Here is an 18,374-nt window from a genome sequence, read left to right as displayed (position 1 = left end):
CCCTCACCCACTCCTGCGTGCCCCCACCATGAACCTGGCCCCCAACTTCCCCGAAGACCCCGTGATGCAGCAGCTTCTGCAACTGTTGCACGAAGAAATCGGACTGCCGAAGCACAAGACCCTGCGCCTCGAAACCTCGATCAACCTCGAGCTCGGCTGCGACGGCGCCGAGGCCAAGCAATTGATGGAAGCGATGGAGCAAGAGTTTGCCCTCGACTTGGGCGACTACGATGCTTATCGTTACTTCAAACCGCCGGTGTTCGATGTGTTCCTCAAGCGCCGCGCCAAGGGCCGGGGCGATAAGGTGCCGCTGACCATCGGCATGCTCTACCTGGCGATCAAGACCCATAGTTGGGATACGCAAACCCTGGAAAACTTGAGCTGATCCCAAGACCACCGAATACCGGTGTGGGAGCTGGCTTGCCTGCGATGGCATCACCTCGGTATTACTGACAGACCGAGTCGCCTGCATCGCGGCGGTGCGACGATTCGACAAGCCCGGCTCCCACACTGAAGTTGCTGACACAACAACAAGGACCTTACATGGACGTAATAATGGGCCTGCTGGCCGCCCTGCTCTGGGGCGGCACGGACTTTCTCGTGGGCCTCAACGCCCGAGCCGTGGGCGTTAAACGCGCGGTGTATTTCGGCCAAGCCCTTGGCTTTTTGATCATGACGCTGTTGCTGGTGATCTTCCCGGCCTTCCTGTTCAAATCTCTGAATGCCCCATTGAGCGTCTGGCTCCTGGGCATCACCGCCGCCCTGCTCACCGTCTCCGGCGCGCTGGCGCTGTCCAAGGCCTTCGCCCTGGGCAAAGCCGCCATCGTTGCGCCTTTGGTAACGTCTTACGGCGTAGTGACCACCCTGCTGTCCTGGGCCAGTGGCGAACACATCAACCTGATCCAACTCGGCTGCATCGGCCTGTGCGTAATCGGCGTGATCCTGTCCAGCATCCACAAGGACAACGGCACGCCCCACAACAACCCGCGCCAGTCCATCGCCTACGCCATGCTCGCCGCCTTGCTGTACGGCACCAGCTTCTGGTTGCAAGGTCGCTACACGCTGCCGGCGCTGGGGCCGATCACCATGTTGTGGCTGGGTTACCTGGTGGGCCTGTGCGTGCTGGTGGTGATGGTGCTGAAGATCAAGGACGGCCTGAAGATCCCGCCGTTGAAAAACTGCGCAACCTTGACCGGTGCGAGCCTGATGAACCTCGGCGGGTTCTCGGCGTTTTCCTGGGGCGCGATGGCGGGCTCGGTTTCGGTGGTGACGGTGATCAGTACATTGTCCGGCGGGATTGCGGCGATTCTGGGGTATGTGTTTTTCAAGGAGCGGTTGTCGGCGGTGCAGGTGCTGGGCGTTGCATTAGTGCTGGTCGGCGCCGTGGTTTTGCATATCGCCATCTAACCTGTCGCCCACAAAAAAGCCGCCCCGGAGGGCGGCTTTTTCACAACAACCGAACCTTACAACTTAGGCCCGGCCGCCTTGATCGCATCGCTCACTTCAAACTTCTTGAAGTTCTCGATGAACAGACCCGCCAGCGCTTTCGCCGCTTCGTCGTAGGCAGCCTTGTCAGCCCAGGTGTTACGCGGGTTCAACAGGCCGGTATCAACGCCCGGTACGGCCAAAGGCACGTCGAGGTTGATGGTGTCGAGGTGTTCGGTTTGTGCACCGATCAACGCGCCGCTCTGGATCGCTGCGATCACGCCGCGAGTGGTCGGGATGTTGAAGCGCTTGCCGACGCCGTAGCCGCCGCCGGTCCAGCCGGTGTTGACCAGGTAAACCTTGGAGCCGAAGCCGCGCACACGCTTGATCAGCAGTTCTGCATACTCACCGGCTGGGCGTGGGAAGAACGGCGCGCCGAAGCAGGTGGAGAAGGTCGACTTGATGCCGCTGCCCGAACCCATTTCGGTCGAGCCCACCAAAGCGGTGTAGCCGGACAGGAAGTGGTAGGCCGCTTGTTCTTCGCTGAGGATCGAGACGGGCGGCAGTACGCCGGTCAGGTCACAGGTCAGGAAGATCACAGCGTTTGGCTCGCCGCCCAGGTTCTTCTCGGAACGCTTGGCAACGTGCTCCAGCGGGTAGGCGGCGCGGCTGTTCTGGGTCAGGCTGACGTTGGTGTAGTCGGCGTGCTTGGCATCGTCGATCACCACGTTTTCAAGCACGGTGCCGTGCTTGATGGCTTTCCAGATTACCGGCTCGTTCTTCTCGGAGAGGTCGATGCACTTGGCATAGCAACCGCCTTCGATGTTGAACACCACGCCTTCGCCCCAGCCGTGTTCATCGTCACCGATCAGGTAACGGCTTTCGTCAGCCGACAGGGTGGTTTTACCGGTGCCCGACAGACCGAAGAACAGAGTCACGTCGCCGGCTTCGCCGATGTTGGCGGCGCAGTGCATTGGCAGCACGTCGGCGGCCGGCAGCAGGAAGTTCTGCACCGAGAACATGGCTTTTTTCATTTCACCGGCGTAACGCATGCCGGCGATCAGCACTTTTTTCTGGGCGAAATTGAGGATCACGCAACCGTCGGAGTTGGTGCCGTCACGCTCTGGCACGCATTCGAAGTTGGCGACGTTAAGCACTTGCCACTCATCACGGCCGGCCGGGTTGTACTGGGCCGGGTTGATGAACAGGCAACGACCGAACAGGTTCTGCCAGGCAGTCTGGGTGGTCATTTTCACGGCCAGGTAGTGGTCTTCTGCAGCCCCTACGTGAACATGGGAAACGAAATGCTCTTGCGCGTTGTTGAATGCCTCGACGCGAGCCCACAGGGCATCGAACTTGTCGGCCGGGAACTTGCGGTTGATCGGGCCCCAGGCAATTGCGTCCTGGGTGGAAGGCTCTTCAACGATGAAACGGTCAACCGGCGAACGACCGGTGCGGTGACCGGTTTCTACGACCAGCGCGCCAGTATCGGCAAGCACGCCTTCACCGCGCTGCAGGGCTTCTTTGACCAGATCGTCAACACTCAGATCGGTGTATACGGCGTTATTGGCTTGCGTCATGAGGTTCCCCGTCGGCCTATGGCCGAGTGCTCCAAACGTTTTGTAGTAGAAAGTTGCGCACTACTACCGCGAAAAAAGTGGGCCGGATTATGCCAGAAAAGCCCAAAAAGAGTAGGGTCCTCCCGTCAGAACTGCGCTAATCCGGCGTTTGTCAGGTGATTTACCTGTGCTTAAACGTTTTAGTGGCGGGTGTCGGAGGGGGTGTCGATGCCTGCGCCGGCGAATAATTGGGCGACATCGGCCGCATCGAACAGGTAGCGCTGGTTGCAGAATTGGCAGTCGATCTCGATATTGCCGCCATGTTCCACCACCAATTGCTGCGCATCTTCCAGGCCCAGGCTAACCAAGGCGTTGGCCGAGCGCTCACGTGAACAACTGCAACGGAAGCGCAGGCCCTGGGCGTCGAACAGGCGCACGGCTTCTTCGTGGTAAAGGCGATGCAGGATGGTTTCGTTATCCAGGCCCAGCAGTTCTTCAGCCGTCAGGGTGCCGGCCAGGGCGGTCAGTTTGCGCCAGCTGTCGGTGCGCTCATCGTCGTCCTTGATGCGGTCAGCCGGCAATTGCTGAAGCAGCAGGCCACGGGCGCGCTTGCCGTCAGCGTTGAGCCAGAATTTGGTGCCGACCTGCTGGGACATCACGAAATAGTTGGTAAAGCAGTCCGATAGGGTTTCGCCGTCGAGGTCGACGATGCCCTGGTAACGCTGGCCTTCGGTCGGGTCGACGGTGATCGCCAGCACGCCATTGGCCATCAGGTCTGACAAGGTCGCGTCCGGGGCGATCTGGTCCGCTTCGTAACGGGCCAGGCCACGGATTTCGCGCTCGCTCGAGCACTCGATCATCAACATCGGCACCGGGCCTTCGGAACGGGCCTGCAAGATCAGCAAACCATCGAACTTCATGGTGCCTACCAGCAGCGAGGCCGCCGCCATCAGCTCACCGAGCAGTTGCGCAACCGGCTCCGGATAGGGGTGCTTGGCAAGGACTTCGGCATAGCTGCGCTCCAGCGAGACCAGTTCGCCGCGGGCGTCGTTCTCATCGAAGATGAAGCGTTGGGTGAAGTCGGTATCCGGTAGATCAGTCATAGGTCTGGGTATCTGAATTGATGACAAATTGGTTACAAGGTTTATAGAATTAAACGCTTTGGCACCTTTTTGGTGCGTTTTTACAGAGCGAAGAGGGACAGTTTATGAACAATCCGGGTTTGTTCCAAGCCAGGTGGAACCTCCGGGGGTGGGCCTTTTGCAATCTAGTCGCTATCGGGCTGCTGTGTTTTTGGCTGTGGCCCACGGGACAGATGCTGTGTGTGGTTTTCGACGAATGGCTGTTTCATCTGCTTAATGACCCATTGGCAAGCAATTCGACATGGTTGCATGTGTGGGCGGTGGCCAGTTTGCGACCGTTTGATGCCGTGGTTGGGGTGATTTTGCTGGCACTGCTGATTCGCGGCGACTGGGTGTTCAAGGCCATTCAGGTGCGACAGGCATTCTTCGGTTTCCTCAGCATTCTGCTGCTGTTGCTGTTTATCCGTATGCTGTTTTCCAAGCTCACGGCGCAAATGGGCTGGCAGCACAACAGCCCGTCGATGGTGATCAGCGGCGCGATTCATATGAGCGATTATTTCCCGGGCCTGGAGAAAACCTGGGAGTTGAAGGATCGTTCCAGCCAGAGCTTCCCGGGCGATCATGCGTCGGTGCTGCTGATCTGGGGCATGTTCATGACGGTGTTTGCCCAGCGTTTCACCCAAATAGTGGTGATCTGGGGCTTGGCATTGTTGTTCATGATGCCGCGGCTGGTGGCGGGCGCACATTGGGGCCAGGACGACTACATCGGCGGAGTGCTGCTGGCGTTGCTGGCGCTGGGTTGGGGGTATTACACGCCGTTTGCGGCGAAAGTGTCGGGGTTGCTGATACGGGTGACGGCGCCGGTTTTCGGGTTGCTCGGGAAGCTGCCAGTCATCGGGCGGTTGAGTGTCATGCGCATAGCCGCGTAACACCGCAGCCCTAATGTGGGAGCTGGCTTGCCAGCTCCCACATTTTTGATCTCCTTTTGAAGGAAGATCCGTGTCATTAATCATCATTGCCACTGCCGCGAAACTTGAACAAATCGCGACGCTGCTTCTTGCTCGGCTTGCCGTCGGTGGTCATGCCGGTTGCGCCGGCCTTACGCATAGCGGCCGCGTTTTCGCGCTTGGCGATGCTGGCCTCGGTCTCGGCGTAAAGCGCCTGCGCTTCTGGAGCACCACGGCGCACGACGGAAAGCGCCTGGACGACAACCGTCTTTTCGTCAAAACCTGTACGAATCTGCAGCTCGTCTCCGACGCGCGGTTCCTTGCCCGGCTTGCAGCGCTCGCCGCGATGGTGCACCTTGCCGCTTTCGATGGCCGCCTTGGCCAGGGCACGGGTTTTATAAAAACGCGCCGCCCACAACCACTTGTCCAAACGGACCTTTTCTTCCTCTTCCTGCTTTTGAGCCACTTGAATTCCTCGCTCTGAAAAATGTCGCAACTTTACCGTTGAACCCCTTCAACGCATAAATCCCAAGCCTCACCTAAGATACGCCAGACACCCGATTTTTTGCGGGACTTTGCATTCCACCCACTGATTACCAACACCGGAGCGATATCTGTCGCCATTTGCCGGATATTCTGCGTGAATACCGCGAATTCGGCGCCTGGCCCTTGATGAAGTTTGGGGATTGTCACAATCCATGCGCAGTTGGACGTTACTGTCCTCGACGACTACGAAGTATTTCTGAATGACCGGTTACCCATATTGAAGACATTTGACCATTTGACCGTTGTGGGTCTGCGCGAGTGGGTGGCCCTTCCCGACCTGGGAGTGGCTGGCCTGCGCGCGAAGATCGACACCGGTGCCAGTACCTCGAGCCTGCATGCCACCGATATCGAGCCCTTTGAGCGCGACGGTGAGAAGTGGGTGCGCTTTACCGCGCACCTGGGCAGCGTGGTGCAACTGCGTCATCGTCGCTGCGAAGCGCCCCTGGTGACGATGAAAACTATCAAGAGCTCCAACGGCCATGCGCAGGTGCGGTATGTAATCAGCACCACCCTGGCACTGGGTGACCGAGTATGGCGGGTGGAATTCACCCTGGCCTGTCGCAAGGCCATGCGTTACCGCCTGTTGCTGGGCTCCAAGGCGCTGATTGACGGCCAGTTGGTGGTCAACCCCGGCGTCAAGTACGTTCAAGACAAGCCGGTGTTCCCGGTCTCTACTATTTCTGCCCCAGGTGCTGCATGAAGATTGCTGTGCTGTCGCGAAACCCGCGTCTGTATTCCACCCGCCGCCTGGTCGAGGCCGGCACCGAACGTGGCCATGAAATGGTGGTGATCGACACGTTGCGTGCCTATATGAACATTGCCAGCCACAAGCCGCAGATCCACTACCGGGGCAAACCGCTGGAAGGCTTTGATGCGGTGATCCCGCGGATCGGCGCTTCGGTGACGTTCTACGGCTGCGCGGTGTTGCGCCAGTTTGAAATGATGGGCGTGTTCCCGCTCAATGAGTCGGTAGCCATCGCCCGTTCGCGGGACAAGCTGCGCTCCCTGCAATTGCTGTCGCGCCGGGGTATCGGCCTGCCGGTGACCGGCTTTGCCCACTCCCCCGATGACATCCCCGACCTGATCGAGATGGTCAACGGCGCACCGCTGGTGATCAAGGTGCTCGAAGGTACCCAAGGTATCGGCGTGGTGCTGTGTGAGACGGCGACTGCCGCCGAGTCGGTGATCGAGGCGTTCATGGGCCTCAAGCAGAACATCATGGTGCAGGAATACATCAAGGAAGCCGGCGGTGCGGATATTCGCTGCTTCGTGGTCGGCGACAAGGTGATCGCAGCCATGAAACGCCAGGCCAAGCCAGGTGAGTTCCGCTCCAACCTGCACCGTGGCGGCAGTGCCAGCCTGATCAAGATCACCCCGGAAGAGCGCATGACCGCGCTGCGGGCCGCCAAAGTGATGGGCCTGGCAGTGGCGGGCGTGGATATCCTGCGCTCCAACCACGGCCCGCTGGTGATGGAGGTGAATTCATCACCGGGCCTGGAAGGGATCGAGACCACCACCGGCAAGGATGTGGCGGGGATCATCATTCAGCATCTGGAGAAGAATGGTGGGCCGAATATGACCCGGACCAAGGGCAAGGGCTGAATAAGCTCAACCTACCAAACACCGCAAAACAGTGTGGGAGCTGGCTTGCCTGCGATAGCAGGTGTATCAGTCAACGAATGGTTTGCTGACCCACCGCTATCGCAGGCAAGCCAGCTCCCACATTTGATTGATGTTGTTTTTTAGACCGCATCCCTTGGCAGCATCAAGCCCAGCGGCAAGCGCACCCGCGCTTCCAGGCCGCCTTCTTCGCGGTTGCGCAGCTCAACATTGCCGCCATGCATCGAAGCAATTCGCCGCACAATCGCCAGCCCCAGCCCCGTACCCTTGCCGCCCCGCGCACGGTCGCCACGGGTGAATGGGTTGAAAATACCTTCCAGCTCCGCCGGGTCGATGCCCGTACCACGGTCCATCACGCTCAACACCACATAGGGCGCCGTGCTGTCGCCGGACACATAGGCGGCCACTTCCACATCTGAACCCGCGTGATGCAAGGCGTTGCCGATCAGGTTGTTCAGCAGGCGCTTCATCGACACCCGACGCAATGCAAACGGCTGGATCGGCTCCAGACGCATGCGCACCTGTTCGCCATTCTGGTTGTAGGGCGCTACCACCTCACGCACCAGGTCCGTGAGGTCGACTTCCTCCACCACCTCATCACGGCCATCGCGGATAAACGCCAGGAACTGATCGAGAATCGCGTCCATGTCCTCGATGTCGCGCACCATGTCGTCGGTCAGGTCGTTATGGTTGCCCATCAACTCCAGGGACAGCCGCAAACGCGTGAGCGGCGTGCGCAAGTCATGGGACACGCCCGCCAGCATCAGCTCGCGTTCGCGCCCGGCCTGTTCGACATCCTCCGCCATCTGGTTGAAGGCACCGTACACCTCGGTCATCTCACTGGGCGTATCGCTGATCGGCAGGCGCACACTGCGCCCCTGCCCGAGTTGGCGGGCGGCAAACACCAGGCGTTTAAGCGGTTGGTTGAGCTGTCGGACGAAAATCCACGCGGACGCGGTTGAAAGTAAACCGATGGCCAGGAACCAGCCCAACACGTTCCAGATTTTTTGCCCGCGCAGCGGATGGGGGTAAAGGGGCACCTTGATCCAGGCATCTCCCAGACTCGGAGCCCTGACCCAGAGTGCAGGTGAAACATGCATGCGCAGGCGCACCTCGGTGTCCTCTCCCAGCTCAGCCTGCATCTGACGCTGATAAATCTCGCTGTAAGGCCAATGCTGCTCACCTTCGGGCACACCAGCGCCGTCGACTCGAATCAGCGTCGAAGCCTTTGCTACCTTTTCGCGGTTTTCAGGGTCAACGGCCCAGTAGGCACGCAGTGTCAGGGCGACACCGTGGCTGTACTGCCTGTCTACCAGCACGTCTTCGTTCATCAATAGATAAACCAGCGTGAGCGCCTTGGAAAACAGAACGACGATCAGCACCAGCCAAAGGGTGCGAGAGAAGAAACTTTGCGGGAACCACAACGGGGTTTTCATAGGAGACAGCTAAACACCTTGCAGGAACGAGCGGCGCTCGCAGAATTGCAGACGCCGGGCATCCCGTCGACCCTCATGGAGTCAAACGCCGGGATGCCCGCCCCTGCAAGTCATCGGTCACTTGGTTGCAGTGCCATCCGGCACAAACACATAACCCACGCCCCACACCGTCTGGATGTACCGCGGCTTGGCCGGGTCCGGCTCGATCATCCGGCGCAGACGCGAGATCTGCACGTCGATGGAGCGCTCCAGGGCGTCCCATTCGCGGCCACGGGCCAGGTTCATCAGCTTGTCGCGGGTCAACGGCTGGCGAGCATTCATCACCAATGCCTTGAGCACGGCGAACTCGCCGGTGGTCAGCATGTGCACTTCTTCGCCACGCTTGAGTTCGCGGGTCGCCAGTGACAGCTCGTATTCGCCAAAGGTGACGCTCTCGTCTTCGCTGCCTGGCGCGCCCGGTACCGGCGGTGCCTGGCGACGCAATACGGCCTTGACCCGGGCCATCAACTCGTCAGGGTTGAACGGCTTGGCCAGGTAGTCATCAGCGCCCAGTTCCAGGCCCTTGATGCGGCTCAGCTCATCGCCCTTGGCGGTCAGCATGATGATGGGGATCTGGTTGTTCGCACCGCGCAGGCGCTTGCAGGCGGTAAGGCCGTCTTCGCCGGGCAGCATCAGGTCGAGTACGACCAGGTTGAACACTTCGCGCCCCAACAGGCGGTCCATCTGTTCGGTGTTCGGCACCGCGCGGGCACGGTAGCCCTTGGAGTTGAAAAAACGTTCCAGCAGGCTGCTCAGCCCCGGATCGTCGTCAACGATGAGAATTTTTTCGCCTTCAGCAGTTTGTGCAGTGCTGCTCATTAGATGCTCCTCTTATCTCGGCGCGCATTATGGCGTAGCTGCCGTTATACGCACCGTGTGCATTGTTAGCAGATTTTTCCTCCACCGCCAGCGAACCCGCGTCCTACAACCACCGGCGCAGTACCCCCCAAGGGCAGAACGCTGGTTATAATGCGGCGCCTTCACGCAGGGCACTGTCAGACTTTACTGTTTGCAGCCTCAGCCGTTTTTTCAGCGCGGGGCAGCAATTTCCCGATTTCGAGGGTCAATAGGCAGCCTTTTGACCCAGGCAGCGGTGCCGCTGGCGCCGCTCAACCAGCCTCGCAACGCCTTGTTTTCCGGGTCTGCGAGCTGCTTTCAAGAATTTCAGGTGGTTTTATGGACAGCATCAACAGCCGCATTGCCGAGGAACTCGGTGTACGCCCACAACAGGTCGAAGCGGCCGTCGCGCTACTGGATGAAGGCTCCACGGTGCCTTTCATCGCCCGTTACCGTAAAGAAGTGACCGGCAGCCTCGACGACACCCAATTGCGTCACCTGGAAGAGCGCCTGCGCTACCTGCGAGAACTCGACGAACGGCGCATCAGCATCCTCGCCAGCATCGAGGAACAGGGCAAGTTGACCCCGCAACTGGAACGCGACATCAAGCTCGCCGACACCAAGACCCGCCTCGAAGACCTTTACCTGCCGTACAAACAGAAGCGCCGCACCAAGGGCCAGATCGCCCTGGAAGCCGGTTTGGGCGAGCTGGCCGACGGCCTGTTCAACGACCCGTCGCTGGCCCCGGAAGCCGAAGCCGCGCGCTTTATCGATGCCGAAAAAGGCGTCGCCGACGTCAAGGCCGCCCTCGAAGGTGCCAAGTACATCCTCATGGAGCGTTTCGCTGAAAACGCCGGCCTGCTGGAAAAACTGCGCACCTACCTCAAGCAGGAAGCCATTCTCAGTGCTCGCGTTATCGCCGGCAAAGAGGAAGAAGGCGCCAAATTCCGCGATTATTTCGAGCACGACGAGCCGCTCAAGAGCATGCCGTCGCACCGGGCACTGGCGATTTTCCGGGGTCGCAACGAGGGCATTCTCAGCTCGGCGCTGAAAGTCGGCGACGAATTGCCGGGCACCATGCACCCGTGCGAAGGCATGATCGGGCAACAATTCGGCATCCAGAATCAGAACCGTCCTGCGGACAAGTGGCTCGGTGAAGTCGTGCGCTGGACCTGGAAGGTCAAGCTCTACACCCACCTGGAAACCGACCTGCTCGGCGAGTTGCGCGACGGCGCCGAAACCGAGGCGATCAACGTGTTCGCCCACAACCTGCACGACCTGCTGCTGGCCGCACCGGCCGGCCCGCGCGCCACGTTGGGCCTCGACCCGGGCTTGCGTACCGGCTGCAAGGTTGCGGTGGTCGACTCCACCGGCAAGCTGCTGGACCACGCCACCGTGTACCCGCACGTGCCGCACAACAAGTGGGACCAGACCCTCGCCATCCTGGCCGCCCTGTGCGCCAAGCACGCCGTGGACCTGATCGCCATCGGCAATGGCACCGCCAGCCGTGAAACCGACAAGCTGGCCGCCGAGCTGATCAAAAAATACCCCGCCATGAAGATGACCAAGGTCATGGTTTCCGAGGCCGGCGCTTCGGTGTACTCGGCGTCGGAACTGGCTTCCAAGGAATTCCCGGACCTCGACGTGTCGATCCGTGGCGCCGTCTCCATTGCTCGCCGCCTGCAGGACCCGCTGGCAGAGCTGGTGAAGATCGACCCTAAATCCATTGGTGTCGGCCAGTACCAGCACGACGTGTCGCAGCTGAAACTGGCGCGCGGCCTGGATGCGGTGGTGGAAGATTGCGTGAACAAGGTGGGCGTGGATGTAAACACCGCCTCGGTCGCGCTGCTGGCGCGTATTTCCGGGCTTAACACCACCCTGGCGCAGAACATCGTCACCCACCGCGACGAAAACGGTGCGTTCAAAACCCGCGCTGCGCTGAAGAAAGTCGCACGCCTGGGCGAAAAAACCTTTGAACAGGCCGCCGGCTTCCTACGGGTCATGAACGGCGATAACCCGCTGGACTCGTCTGCGGTTCACCCGGAAGCCTACCCGCTGGTGCAGCGTATTGCCGCCGAGACCGACCGCGATATCCGTTCGCTGATCGGTGACGCCGCGTTCCTCAAGCGCCTGGACCCGAAGAAGTACACCGACGAAACCTTCGGTGTGCCGACCATCACCGACATCCTGCAAGAGCTGGAAAAACCTGGCCGCGACCCGCGTCCCGAGTTCAAGACCGCCGAGTTCCAGGACGGTGTTGAAGACCTCAAGGACCTGCAGCCGGGCATGATCCTCGAAGGCGTGGTCACCAACGTGACCAACTTTGGCGCCTTTGTGGATATCGGCGTGCATCAGGACGGTTTGGTGCACATCTCTGCGCTTTCGGAGAAGTTCATCAAGGATCCACGCGAAGCGGTAAAAGCCGGTGACGTGGTCAAGGTCAAGGTCATGGAAGTCGATATCCCGCGCAAACGCGTGGGTCTGTCGATGCGCATGAGCGACACCCCAGGCGAGAAAATCGACGGCGCCCGTGGTGCACGCCCAGGCTCGGCCCCGCGCCAATCCCAGGGGAACGCGCCGCGTAAAGAGCCCACCGCCACGGCCGCGCCGAGCAACAACGCGATGGCGTCGCTGTTTGCCAACGCCAAGCAGTTGAAGAAACGCTGATGGAAACCCCGGCCGGTTTGACCCAGAGCGCGTTCAGCGAACTGATCGGCTGCCGCCTGCAACGCCTGGACGAGGGCGTTGCCGAGGTGGCCCTGACCCTGGAGCCGCAACTGCGCAACCGCGCGGGCAAGCTCCATGGCGGGGCGATTTTCAGCCTGGTCGACATCACCATGGGGCTGGCCTGTTCCAGCGCCCATGGATTTGACCAGCAGAGCGCGACCATCGAGTGCAAGATCAACTATATCCGCGCCGTCGAAGACGGTGATGTGCTGTGCACCAGCCGGGTGATTCACGCCGGCAGACGCACATTGGTGGTCGAAGCCGATGTGTATCAAGGCGAAAGACTTGTCGCAAAAGCACAAGGCACCTTCGCTGTCCTCTAGCTCCCCGCCCTCGATTTGAGTTAATTTCGGCGCTGCGACAACAGCGTCGGAATTTTCTTGCTGCGCTATAGCCCAATTCATGGAGTGAAGTAGGCTTTTTCAATGTGAGCCAAATCGACTCTAAACCAGGCGATAACGCCAGTTTCAACTTCACCCTTGTAGACCGTCCTGCCCACCCCCATATTGGGGCGACTGACGCGTGAAGGAATCCAACTTGAGCGAACTTCTCAACCGCCGCCTGGCCCTGCTCGGCAAGCGCGAACACCTCTCCCTGCTAGAGCAATGCTTGCACGGCATCGAGCGTGAATGCCTACGCGTCACCGGTGAGGGTCGCCTGGCACAAACGCCGCATCCAGAAGCCCTGGGCGCCGCGTTGACCAATGAATTGATCACCACCGACTACTCGGAATCGCTGCTGGAGTTCATCACTCCCGCCCTGCCCAACCCGGCCGACACCCTGAGCAGCCTGGACAAGATCCATCGGTTTGCCTACAGCAAGCTCGGCAGCGAGTACCTGTGGAGCCCTTCGATGCCGTGCCCGTTGCCGGCCGAGGAAGATATTCCGATCGCCTACTACGGCACCTCCAATATCGGCCAGCTCAAGTACGTGTACCGCAAGGGCCTGGCCCTGCGTTACGGCAAGACCATGCAGTGCATCGCTGGCATCCACTACAACTTTTCCCTGCCGGAACAGCTGTGGCCGTTGCTCAAGGAGACTGAAGGCTTCGTCGGCACCGACCGCGACTACCAGTCCACCGCCTACATCGCGCTGATCCGTAACTTCCGCCGCTACAGCTGGCTGCTGATGTACCTGTTTGGTGCTTCACCGGCCCTGGACGCGGGCTTCCTGCGCGGTCGTTCGCACCAACTTGAAGTGCTGGACGCCGACACGCTGTACTTGCCGTACGCCACCAGCCTGCGCATGAGCGACCTGGGTTACCAGAGCAACGCTCAGGCTGGGCTGACGCCGTGCTACAACGACTTGAACAGCTACACCGACAGCCTGCGCGAAGCGGTGGCAACGCCCTACGCGCCTTACGTCGAAATCGGCACCCATAAGGATGGTGAATGGGTGCAGCTCAACACCAACATCCTGCAGATCGAAAACGAGTACTACTCCAACATCCGCCCCAAGCGCGTGACCTACACCGGCGAGCGGCCGATCCAGGCGCTGATGGCCCGTGGCATCCAGTACATCGAAGTGCGCTGCCTGGACATCAACCCGTTCCTGCCGATGGGCATCGACCTGCCGGAGTCGCGTTTCCTTGATGCGTTCCTGCTGTACTGCGCGTTGAACGACAGCCCGCTGTTCGCCAACAACGAGTGTGGCAATGCCACCTCCAACTTCCTCAGTGTGGTCAAGGAAGGCCGTCGCCCAGGCCTGCAATTGCAGCGTGAAGGCCAGGCGGTGGACATGAAGGAATGGGCCACCGAGCTGCTGGAGAAGATCGCCCCGCTGGCGGCCTTGCTGGATGAGAGCCATGGCATCACCGAGCACAGCCAGGCGCTGGACGCTCAGTTGGCGAAGGTCAAGGACTCGTCCCTGACGCCGTCGGCCCAAGTGCTGGCAGCGATGGCCGAGCGCAAAGAGAGCTTTGCGCAATTCTCCCTGCATCAGAGCGAGGTGCACGCCGCGCACTTCCGCCAGGAGCCTTTACCAGCCGAGGAGCAGGCACGCTTTGAAGAGTTGGCACGTAAGTCGCTGGCTCAGCAGGTGGAGCTTGAGCAAAACGAAGTGGGCGACTTTGACGTGTTTGTCGGCTCGTACCAGGCAAGCATTCTGGCGATCAGTAACTAAAGCATCACGCCATCTCCTGTGGGACCTGGTTTGTGTGGGAGCTGGCTTGCCTGCGATGCAAACACCTCGGTGTATCAGTGATACCCAGGTGATGCTATCGCAGGCAAGCCAGCTCCCACATTTGCCTTCATTGGGTTGAAGATTGCGCTCACTCTTCTCCTCATAAGCTAATTCGAAAATGTTATTTATTTTCGAGTTCTTAGATCATTTAGTCTCCTCACGCGCCGACCCTCGGCCGCCTGATTGAGGAGCTTCCCCTTGAAACTGCTTACCCCATTGCGCCTCTTGGCCGCATTGTCCCTGGCCGGTGCCAGCCTGTTTGCCCAGGCGGCAGATGTGACCATCGCCTACCAGACCACCGTAGACCCGGCGAAAGTCGCCCAGGCCGACGGTGCGTATGAAAAAGCTACCAACGCCAGGATCGACTGGCGCAAATTCGACAATGGCGCCGACATCATCGCCGCCATTGCTTCCGGCGACGTCCAGATCGGCTACCTCGGTTCCAGCCCGCTGACCGCTGCGGTAACGCGCAAAGTACCCGTTGAAACCTTCCTGGTCGCCACCCAGATCGGCGGCGCCGAAGCGCTGGTAGCGCGCAATGGTTCGGGGATCAACAGCCCACAGGACCTGGTCGGCAAAAAGATTGCCGTGCCTTTCGTGTCTACCGGCCACTACAGCCTGTTGGCCGCGCTGAAACACTGGAACATCGACCCTTCCAAAGTGACCATCCTCAACCTCGCACCACCGGCAATCATTGCGGCGTGGAAGCGCGGTGATATCGACGCGACATACGTGTGGGACCCGGCCCTGGGCGTTGCCAAGGAAAACGGCAAAGTGCTGATCACTTCCGGCGAGCTGGCCAAGTTCGGCGCGCCCACCTTCGATGCCTGGATCGTGCGCAAAGACTTCGCCGAAAAACACCCGGAAATCGTCACGGCCTTCGCCAAAGTCACCCTGGACGCCTACGCCGCCTACCGCAAAGACCCACAGGCCTGGCTGGCCGACAAAGGCAACGTCGACAAGCTGGTGAAGCTCTCCGGCGCCAAGGCCAGTGATATCCCACTGCTGCTGCAAGGCAACGTCTACCCACTGGCCGCTGACCAAGTAACCCTGCTGGGCGCACCGACCACCAAGGCTGTGACCGACACCGCCGCGTTCCTCAAGGAACAAGGCAAAGTCGACGCCGTGCTGCCGGACTACGCCCCTTACGTCAGCGCCAAGTTCATCACTAACTGATTCAAGGAGTTCATCGCGATGGCCTTGCTACAACTGGAGCGCATCAGCGCACAGTACCCAGGCGCCACAGAACCGGTACTGTCCGATATCTCACTCGACCTTGGGCCTCAGCAATTGCTGGTGGCCCTCGGCCCGTCCGGCAGTGGCAAGACTTCGCTGTTGAACCTGATTGCCGGCTTCGTCGAACCTTCTGCCGGGCGCATCACCCTCGATGGCGTGCCGGTCAAAGGCCCGAGCGCCGAACGCGGCGTGGTGTTCCAGGACGACGCTCTGCTGCCCTGGCAGGACGTGCTGGCCAACGTCGGCTTCGGCCTGGAACTGGCCGGTGTGCCCAAGGCACAACGCGAAGTGCGCGCCCGGGAAATGCTCGCACTCGTCGATTTGGCCGGTTTCGACAGCCGCCGTATCTGGCAGCTTTCCGGTGGCCAGAAACAGCGTGTCGGCCTGGCCCGCGCGCTGGCGGCTGACCCTCGCGTGCTGCTGATGGACGAGCCTTTCGGCGCCCTCGATGCCTTCACCCGCGAACAGATGCAGGAGTTGCTCCTGCAAGTCTGGCGGCGCACGGCCAAGCCGGTGTTCCTGATTACCCATGACATCGAAGAAGCGGTATTTCTCGCCACCGACCTGATCCTGCTGGCGCCCAACCCAGGCCAGATCGTCGAGCGCCTGCACCTGGACTTCGGTCAACGCTACGCCGCCGGTGAATCGGCGCGGGCGATCAAGTCCGACCCGCGCTTTATCGAAACCCGTGAACACGTGCTGGGCAAAGTGTTCTCGCAACGGCAGGTGCCTGCATGAGCAGCTACGAACTTCCCGCCACGGCCGCCAAGCCGGTAACGCACAAGGTCATTCCAGTACGTCGCAGCCTGAGTACACGTTGGATCAGCGTACTCACCCTGGTCGCCTTGCTGGCAATCTGGTGGGCCGTCACCGCCACTGGCGTGATCGAACCGTTGTTCCTGCCGCCACCTTCCGCCGTGCTGCAAAAAGGCTGGCTGCTGGCGACCACCGGCTATATGGATTCCACCTTGTGGCAGCACCTGGGCGCGAGCCTCACGCGCATCGGCCTGGGCCTGGGCTTTGCGGTACTGACCGCCGTGCCGGTGGGGATTGCCATCGGTGCCAACCGCATTGCCCGTGGCATCCTCGACCCGCTGATCGAGTTCTATCGGCCGATTCCGCCCCTGGCTTACCTGCCGCTGATCGTGATCTGGTGCGGCATCGGTGAGCTGTCCAAGGTATTGCTGATTTACCTGGCGATCTTTGCGCCTATCGCCATCGCCACCGCGACCGGCGTGCGCACGGTCGACCCGGCCAAACTGCGTGCCGCGCAGTCGTTGGGCGCCACCCGCGCCCAGTTGATTCGCCATGTGATCCTGCCGAGCGCGCTGCCCGACATCCTTACCGGCGTGCGCATCGGCCTGGGTGTGGGTTGGTCGACCCTGGTTGCCGCCGAGCTGATCGCCGCCACCAGCGGCCTGGGCTTTATGGTGCAGTCGGCGGCGCAGTTCCTGGTCACCGACGTGGTGGTGCTGGGGATTCTGGTGATCGCCCTGATTGCCTTCGCCATGGAAATGGGCCTGCGTGCCCTGCAGCGCAAATTAGTGCCTTGGCATGGCCAGGCACATTGAGTGAGAACCGCATGAGCAGCCTGACCGTTACGCCAATAAGCACCGCCCTGGGCGCCCTGATCAGTGGCGTCGATATCACCCAACCGTTGAGCCTCCAAGAACGTGACGCCATTGAGCAGGCGCTGCTCAGCCACTCGGTGCTGTTCTTCCGTGGCCAAGCCGTCACGCCGCAGCAACAGGCGCGGTTTGCGGCAAATTTTGGCGACCTGCATATTCACCCGATCTACCCCAACGTGCCGGAGCAGCCCGAAGTGCTGATCCTCGACACTGCCGTGACTGACGTGCGCGACAACGCCGTATGGCACACCGACGTGACCTTCCTGCCGACGCCGGCGCTCGGCGCGGTGCTCAGCGCCAAGCTGCTGCCGGCCTTTGGTGGCGACACGTTGTGGGCCAGTGGCATTGCGGCGTATGAAGCCCTGTCGGAACCCTTCAAGCGCCTGCTCGACGGCCTCACGGCGACTCATGATTTCACCAAATCCTTCCCGCTGGAGCGCTTTGGCAACACCGCCGAAGACCTGGCGCGCTGGGAAGAGACCCGCAAGAAGAATCCACCCCTGTCACACCCGGTGGTGCGCACGCATCCGGTCAGCGGGCGTAAGTCGCTGTTTGTCAGTGACGGCTTCACCACCAAAATCAACGAGCTGGAGCCGGTGGAAAGCGAGGCCATACTCAAGCTGCTGTTTGCCCACGCAACACGGCCGGAATTCACCATTCGCTGGCGCTGGCAGGAGAACGACGTGGCGTTCTGGGACAACCGCGTGACCCAGCACTACGCCGTGGATGACTACCGTCCGCACCGGCGCGTGATGCATCGCGCCACAATCCTGGGCGACGTCCCCTTCTAAACCAGGCACAGCCTCTGCATCAATGAAGGTCAAAATGTGGGAGCTGGCTTGCCTGCGATAGCGGCGGACCAGCCCATACATTCATCGACTGACACACAGCCATCGCGGGCAAGCCCGGCTCCCACATTGACCGCGTACTGCCGAATGAATTTGCCACACTGAAGATCAAAATGTGGGAGCTGGCTTGCCTGCGATAGCGGTGGACCAGCCACAACTTAATCGACTGACACACCGCCTTCGCGGGCAAGCCCGGCTCCCACATTGACCGCGTACTGCCGAATGAATTTGCCACACTGAAGCTCAAAATGTGGGAGCTGGCT

The 18,374-nt window shown here is 60.6% G+C and carries 17 protein-coding genes; 12 read left to right on the top strand and 5 right to left on the bottom strand.

Annotated features, from left to right (window positions below):
* Nucleotides 1–28: 28 nt before the first annotated feature.
* Entirely contained in the window at nucleotides 29–385 is a 357-nt protein-coding gene (locus tag GIW48_RS28790) for a DUF1493 family protein (RefSeq protein ID WP_017135374.1), read from the top strand.
* 158 nt (nucleotides 386–543) lie between these two features.
* Nucleotides 544–1,407 carry a DMT family transporter gene (locus GIW48_RS28785; protein ID WP_236460972.1) on the top strand — a complete coding sequence of 288 codons (864 nt, stop codon included), beginning with the start codon at nucleotides 544–546 and terminating at the stop codon, nucleotides 1,405–1,407.
* 56 nt (nucleotides 1,408–1,463) lie between these two features.
* On the opposite strand, the gene GIW48_RS28780 is transcribed toward GIW48_RS28785, so the two are convergent.
* The gene (locus GIW48_RS28780; RefSeq protein WP_017135372.1) at nucleotides 1,464–3,005 is read right to left on the bottom strand and encodes a phosphoenolpyruvate carboxykinase; all 1,542 of its coding nucleotides are present in this window, start codon (nucleotides 3,003–3,005) and stop codon (nucleotides 1,464–1,466) included.
* A gap of 179 nt (nucleotides 3,006–3,184) precedes the next feature.
* The gene (gene hslO, locus GIW48_RS28775; RefSeq protein ID WP_017135371.1) at nucleotides 3,185–4,087 is read right to left on the bottom strand and encodes an Hsp33 family molecular chaperone HslO; all 903 of its coding nucleotides are present in this window, start codon (nucleotides 4,085–4,087) and stop codon (nucleotides 3,185–3,187) included.
* 104 nt (nucleotides 4,088–4,191) lie between these two features.
* On the opposite strand from hslO, the gene GIW48_RS28770 reads away from it, so the two are divergent.
* Nucleotides 4,192–4,995 carry a phosphatase PAP2 family protein gene (locus GIW48_RS28770; protein WP_236460975.1) on the top strand — a complete coding sequence of 268 codons (804 nt, stop codon included), beginning with the start codon at nucleotides 4,192–4,194 and terminating at the stop codon, nucleotides 4,993–4,995.
* 76 nt (nucleotides 4,996–5,071) lie between these two features.
* On the opposite strand, the gene GIW48_RS28765 is transcribed toward GIW48_RS28770, so the two are convergent.
* Nucleotides 5,072–5,479: an RNA-binding S4 domain-containing protein gene (locus tag GIW48_RS28765; RefSeq protein ID WP_017135369.1), complete on the bottom strand. Its 408-nt coding sequence runs from the start codon at nucleotides 5,477–5,479 to the stop codon at nucleotides 5,072–5,074.
* 297 nt (nucleotides 5,480–5,776) lie between these two features.
* Here GIW48_RS28765 and rimB point away from each other — a divergent pair, with 297 nt between their 5' ends.
* Nucleotides 5,777–6,259 carry a retropepsin-like aspartic endopeptidase RimB gene (gene rimB, locus GIW48_RS28760; RefSeq protein WP_005783815.1) on the top strand — a complete coding sequence of 161 codons (483 nt, stop codon included), beginning with the start codon at nucleotides 5,777–5,779 and terminating at the stop codon, nucleotides 6,257–6,259.
* Nucleotides 6,256–7,161, top strand: a complete 906-nt coding sequence (gene rimK / locus GIW48_RS28755) for a 30S ribosomal protein S6--L-glutamate ligase (protein WP_003171022.1) — start codon at nucleotides 6,256–6,258, stop codon at nucleotides 7,159–7,161. Before rimB ends, rimK begins: the two co-directional genes overlap by 4 nt.
* A 140-nt stretch (nucleotides 7,162–7,301) precedes the next feature.
* Here rimK and GIW48_RS28750 read toward each other — a convergent pair whose 3' ends face one another.
* Both GIW48_RS28750 and ompR read right to left on the bottom strand, forming a co-directional pair.
* Nucleotides 7,302–8,615 (bottom strand): ATP-binding protein, encoded by a 1,314-nt coding sequence (locus tag GIW48_RS28750; RefSeq protein ID WP_017135367.1) that lies wholly within the window; start codon nucleotides 8,613–8,615, stop codon nucleotides 7,302–7,304.
* A 117-nt stretch (nucleotides 8,616–8,732) separates the two neighbouring features.
* Nucleotides 8,733–9,473 carry an osmolarity response regulator transcription factor OmpR gene (gene ompR / locus GIW48_RS28745; protein WP_017135366.1) on the bottom strand — a complete coding sequence of 247 codons (741 nt, stop codon included), beginning with the start codon at nucleotides 9,471–9,473 and terminating at the stop codon, nucleotides 8,733–8,735.
* 357 nt (nucleotides 9,474–9,830) lie between these two features.
* On the opposite strand from ompR, the gene GIW48_RS28740 reads away from it, so the two are divergent.
* The 7 genes from GIW48_RS28740 to tauD all read left to right on the top strand — a co-directional run bounded on the left by GIW48_RS28740 (nucleotide 9,831) and on the right by tauD (nucleotide 18,054).
* The gene (locus tag GIW48_RS28740) at nucleotides 9,831–12,158 is read left to right on the top strand and encodes a Tex family protein (RefSeq protein ID WP_169986660.1); all 2,328 of its coding nucleotides are present in this window, start codon (nucleotides 9,831–9,833) and stop codon (nucleotides 12,156–12,158) included.
* Nucleotides 12,158–12,541 carry a PaaI family thioesterase gene (locus GIW48_RS28735; protein ID WP_236460976.1) on the top strand — a complete coding sequence of 128 codons (384 nt, stop codon included), beginning with the start codon at nucleotides 12,158–12,160 and terminating at the stop codon, nucleotides 12,539–12,541. Before GIW48_RS28740 ends, GIW48_RS28735 begins: the two co-directional genes overlap by 1 nt.
* 214 nt (nucleotides 12,542–12,755) lie before the next feature.
* Nucleotides 12,756–14,339, top strand: coding sequence for a glutamate--cysteine ligase (gene gshA, locus GIW48_RS28730; RefSeq protein ID WP_017135363.1), 1,584 nt, complete (start codon nucleotides 12,756–12,758; stop codon nucleotides 14,337–14,339).
* Nucleotides 14,340–14,597: 258 nt separating this feature from the next.
* Complete coding sequence (gene tauA, locus GIW48_RS28725) at nucleotides 14,598–15,575, top strand: taurine ABC transporter substrate-binding protein (protein ID WP_017135362.1); 978 nt, start codon at nucleotides 14,598–14,600, stop codon at nucleotides 15,573–15,575.
* Nucleotides 15,576–15,593: 18 nt separating this feature from the next.
* Nucleotides 15,594–16,373, top strand: a complete 780-nt coding sequence (gene tauB / locus GIW48_RS28720; RefSeq protein ID WP_017135361.1) for a taurine ABC transporter ATP-binding subunit — start codon at nucleotides 15,594–15,596, stop codon at nucleotides 16,371–16,373.
* Nucleotides 16,370–17,206: a taurine ABC transporter permease TauC gene (tauC, locus tag GIW48_RS28715; RefSeq protein WP_236460977.1), complete on the top strand. Its 837-nt coding sequence runs from the start codon at nucleotides 16,370–16,372 to the stop codon at nucleotides 17,204–17,206. Before tauB ends, tauC begins: the two co-directional genes overlap by 4 nt.
* 11 nt (nucleotides 17,207–17,217) lie before the next feature.
* Nucleotides 17,218–18,054, top strand: a complete 837-nt coding sequence (gene tauD, locus GIW48_RS28710; RefSeq protein ID WP_236460978.1) for a taurine dioxygenase — start codon at nucleotides 17,218–17,220, stop codon at nucleotides 18,052–18,054.
* Nucleotides 18,055–18,374 lie beyond the last annotated feature (320 nt).

This window comes from Pseudomonas sp. PA-6-3C, assembly GCF_021605825.1.
Lineage (GTDB): Bacteria > Pseudomonadota > Gammaproteobacteria > Pseudomonadales > Pseudomonadaceae > Aquipseudomonas > Aquipseudomonas edaphica.
The sequence above is the reverse complement of the archived record's forward strand: the minus strand, read 5'-3'. Positions and strand labels throughout refer to the sequence as shown.

Excerpts from the sequence above, each read along its gene's own strand:
- GIW48_RS28780 (WP_017135372.1), bottom strand. The coding sequence starts at position 3,005 with ATGACGCAAGCCAATAACGCCGTATACACCGATCTGAGTGTTGACGAT.
- tauD (WP_236460978.1), top strand. The coding sequence starts at position 17,218 with ATGAGCAGCCTGACCGTTACGCCAATAAGCACCGCCCTGGGCGCCCTG.
- GIW48_RS28770 (WP_236460975.1), top strand. The coding sequence starts at position 4,192 with ATGAACAATCCGGGTTTGTTCCAAGCCAGGTGGAACCTCCGGGGGTGG.
- rimK (WP_003171022.1), top strand. The coding sequence starts at position 6,256 with ATGAAGATTGCTGTGCTGTCGCGAAACCCGCGTCTGTATTCCACCCGC.
- GIW48_RS28790 (WP_017135374.1), top strand. The coding sequence starts at position 29 with ATGAACCTGGCCCCCAACTTCCCCGAAGACCCCGTGATGCAGCAGCTT.
- GIW48_RS28735 (WP_236460976.1), top strand. The coding sequence starts at position 12,158 with ATGGAAACCCCGGCCGGTTTGACCCAGAGCGCGTTCAGCGAACTGATC.
- GIW48_RS28785 (WP_236460972.1), top strand. The coding sequence starts at position 544 with ATGGACGTAATAATGGGCCTGCTGGCCGCCCTGCTCTGGGGCGGCACG.
- tauB (WP_017135361.1), top strand. The coding sequence starts at position 15,594 with ATGGCCTTGCTACAACTGGAGCGCATCAGCGCACAGTACCCAGGCGCC.
- GIW48_RS28750 (WP_017135367.1), bottom strand. The coding sequence starts at position 8,615 with ATGAAAACCCCGTTGTGGTTCCCGCAAAGTTTCTTCTCTCGCACCCTT.
- ompR (WP_017135366.1), bottom strand. The coding sequence starts at position 9,473 with ATGAGCAGCACTGCACAAACTGCTGAAGGCGAAAAAATTCTCATCGTT.
- tauC (WP_236460977.1), top strand. The coding sequence starts at position 16,370 with ATGAGCAGCTACGAACTTCCCGCCACGGCCGCCAAGCCGGTAACGCAC.
- hslO (WP_017135371.1), bottom strand. The coding sequence starts at position 4,087 with ATGACTGATCTACCGGATACCGACTTCACCCAACGCTTCATCTTCGAT.
- GIW48_RS28740 (WP_169986660.1), top strand. The coding sequence starts at position 9,831 with ATGGACAGCATCAACAGCCGCATTGCCGAGGAACTCGGTGTACGCCCA.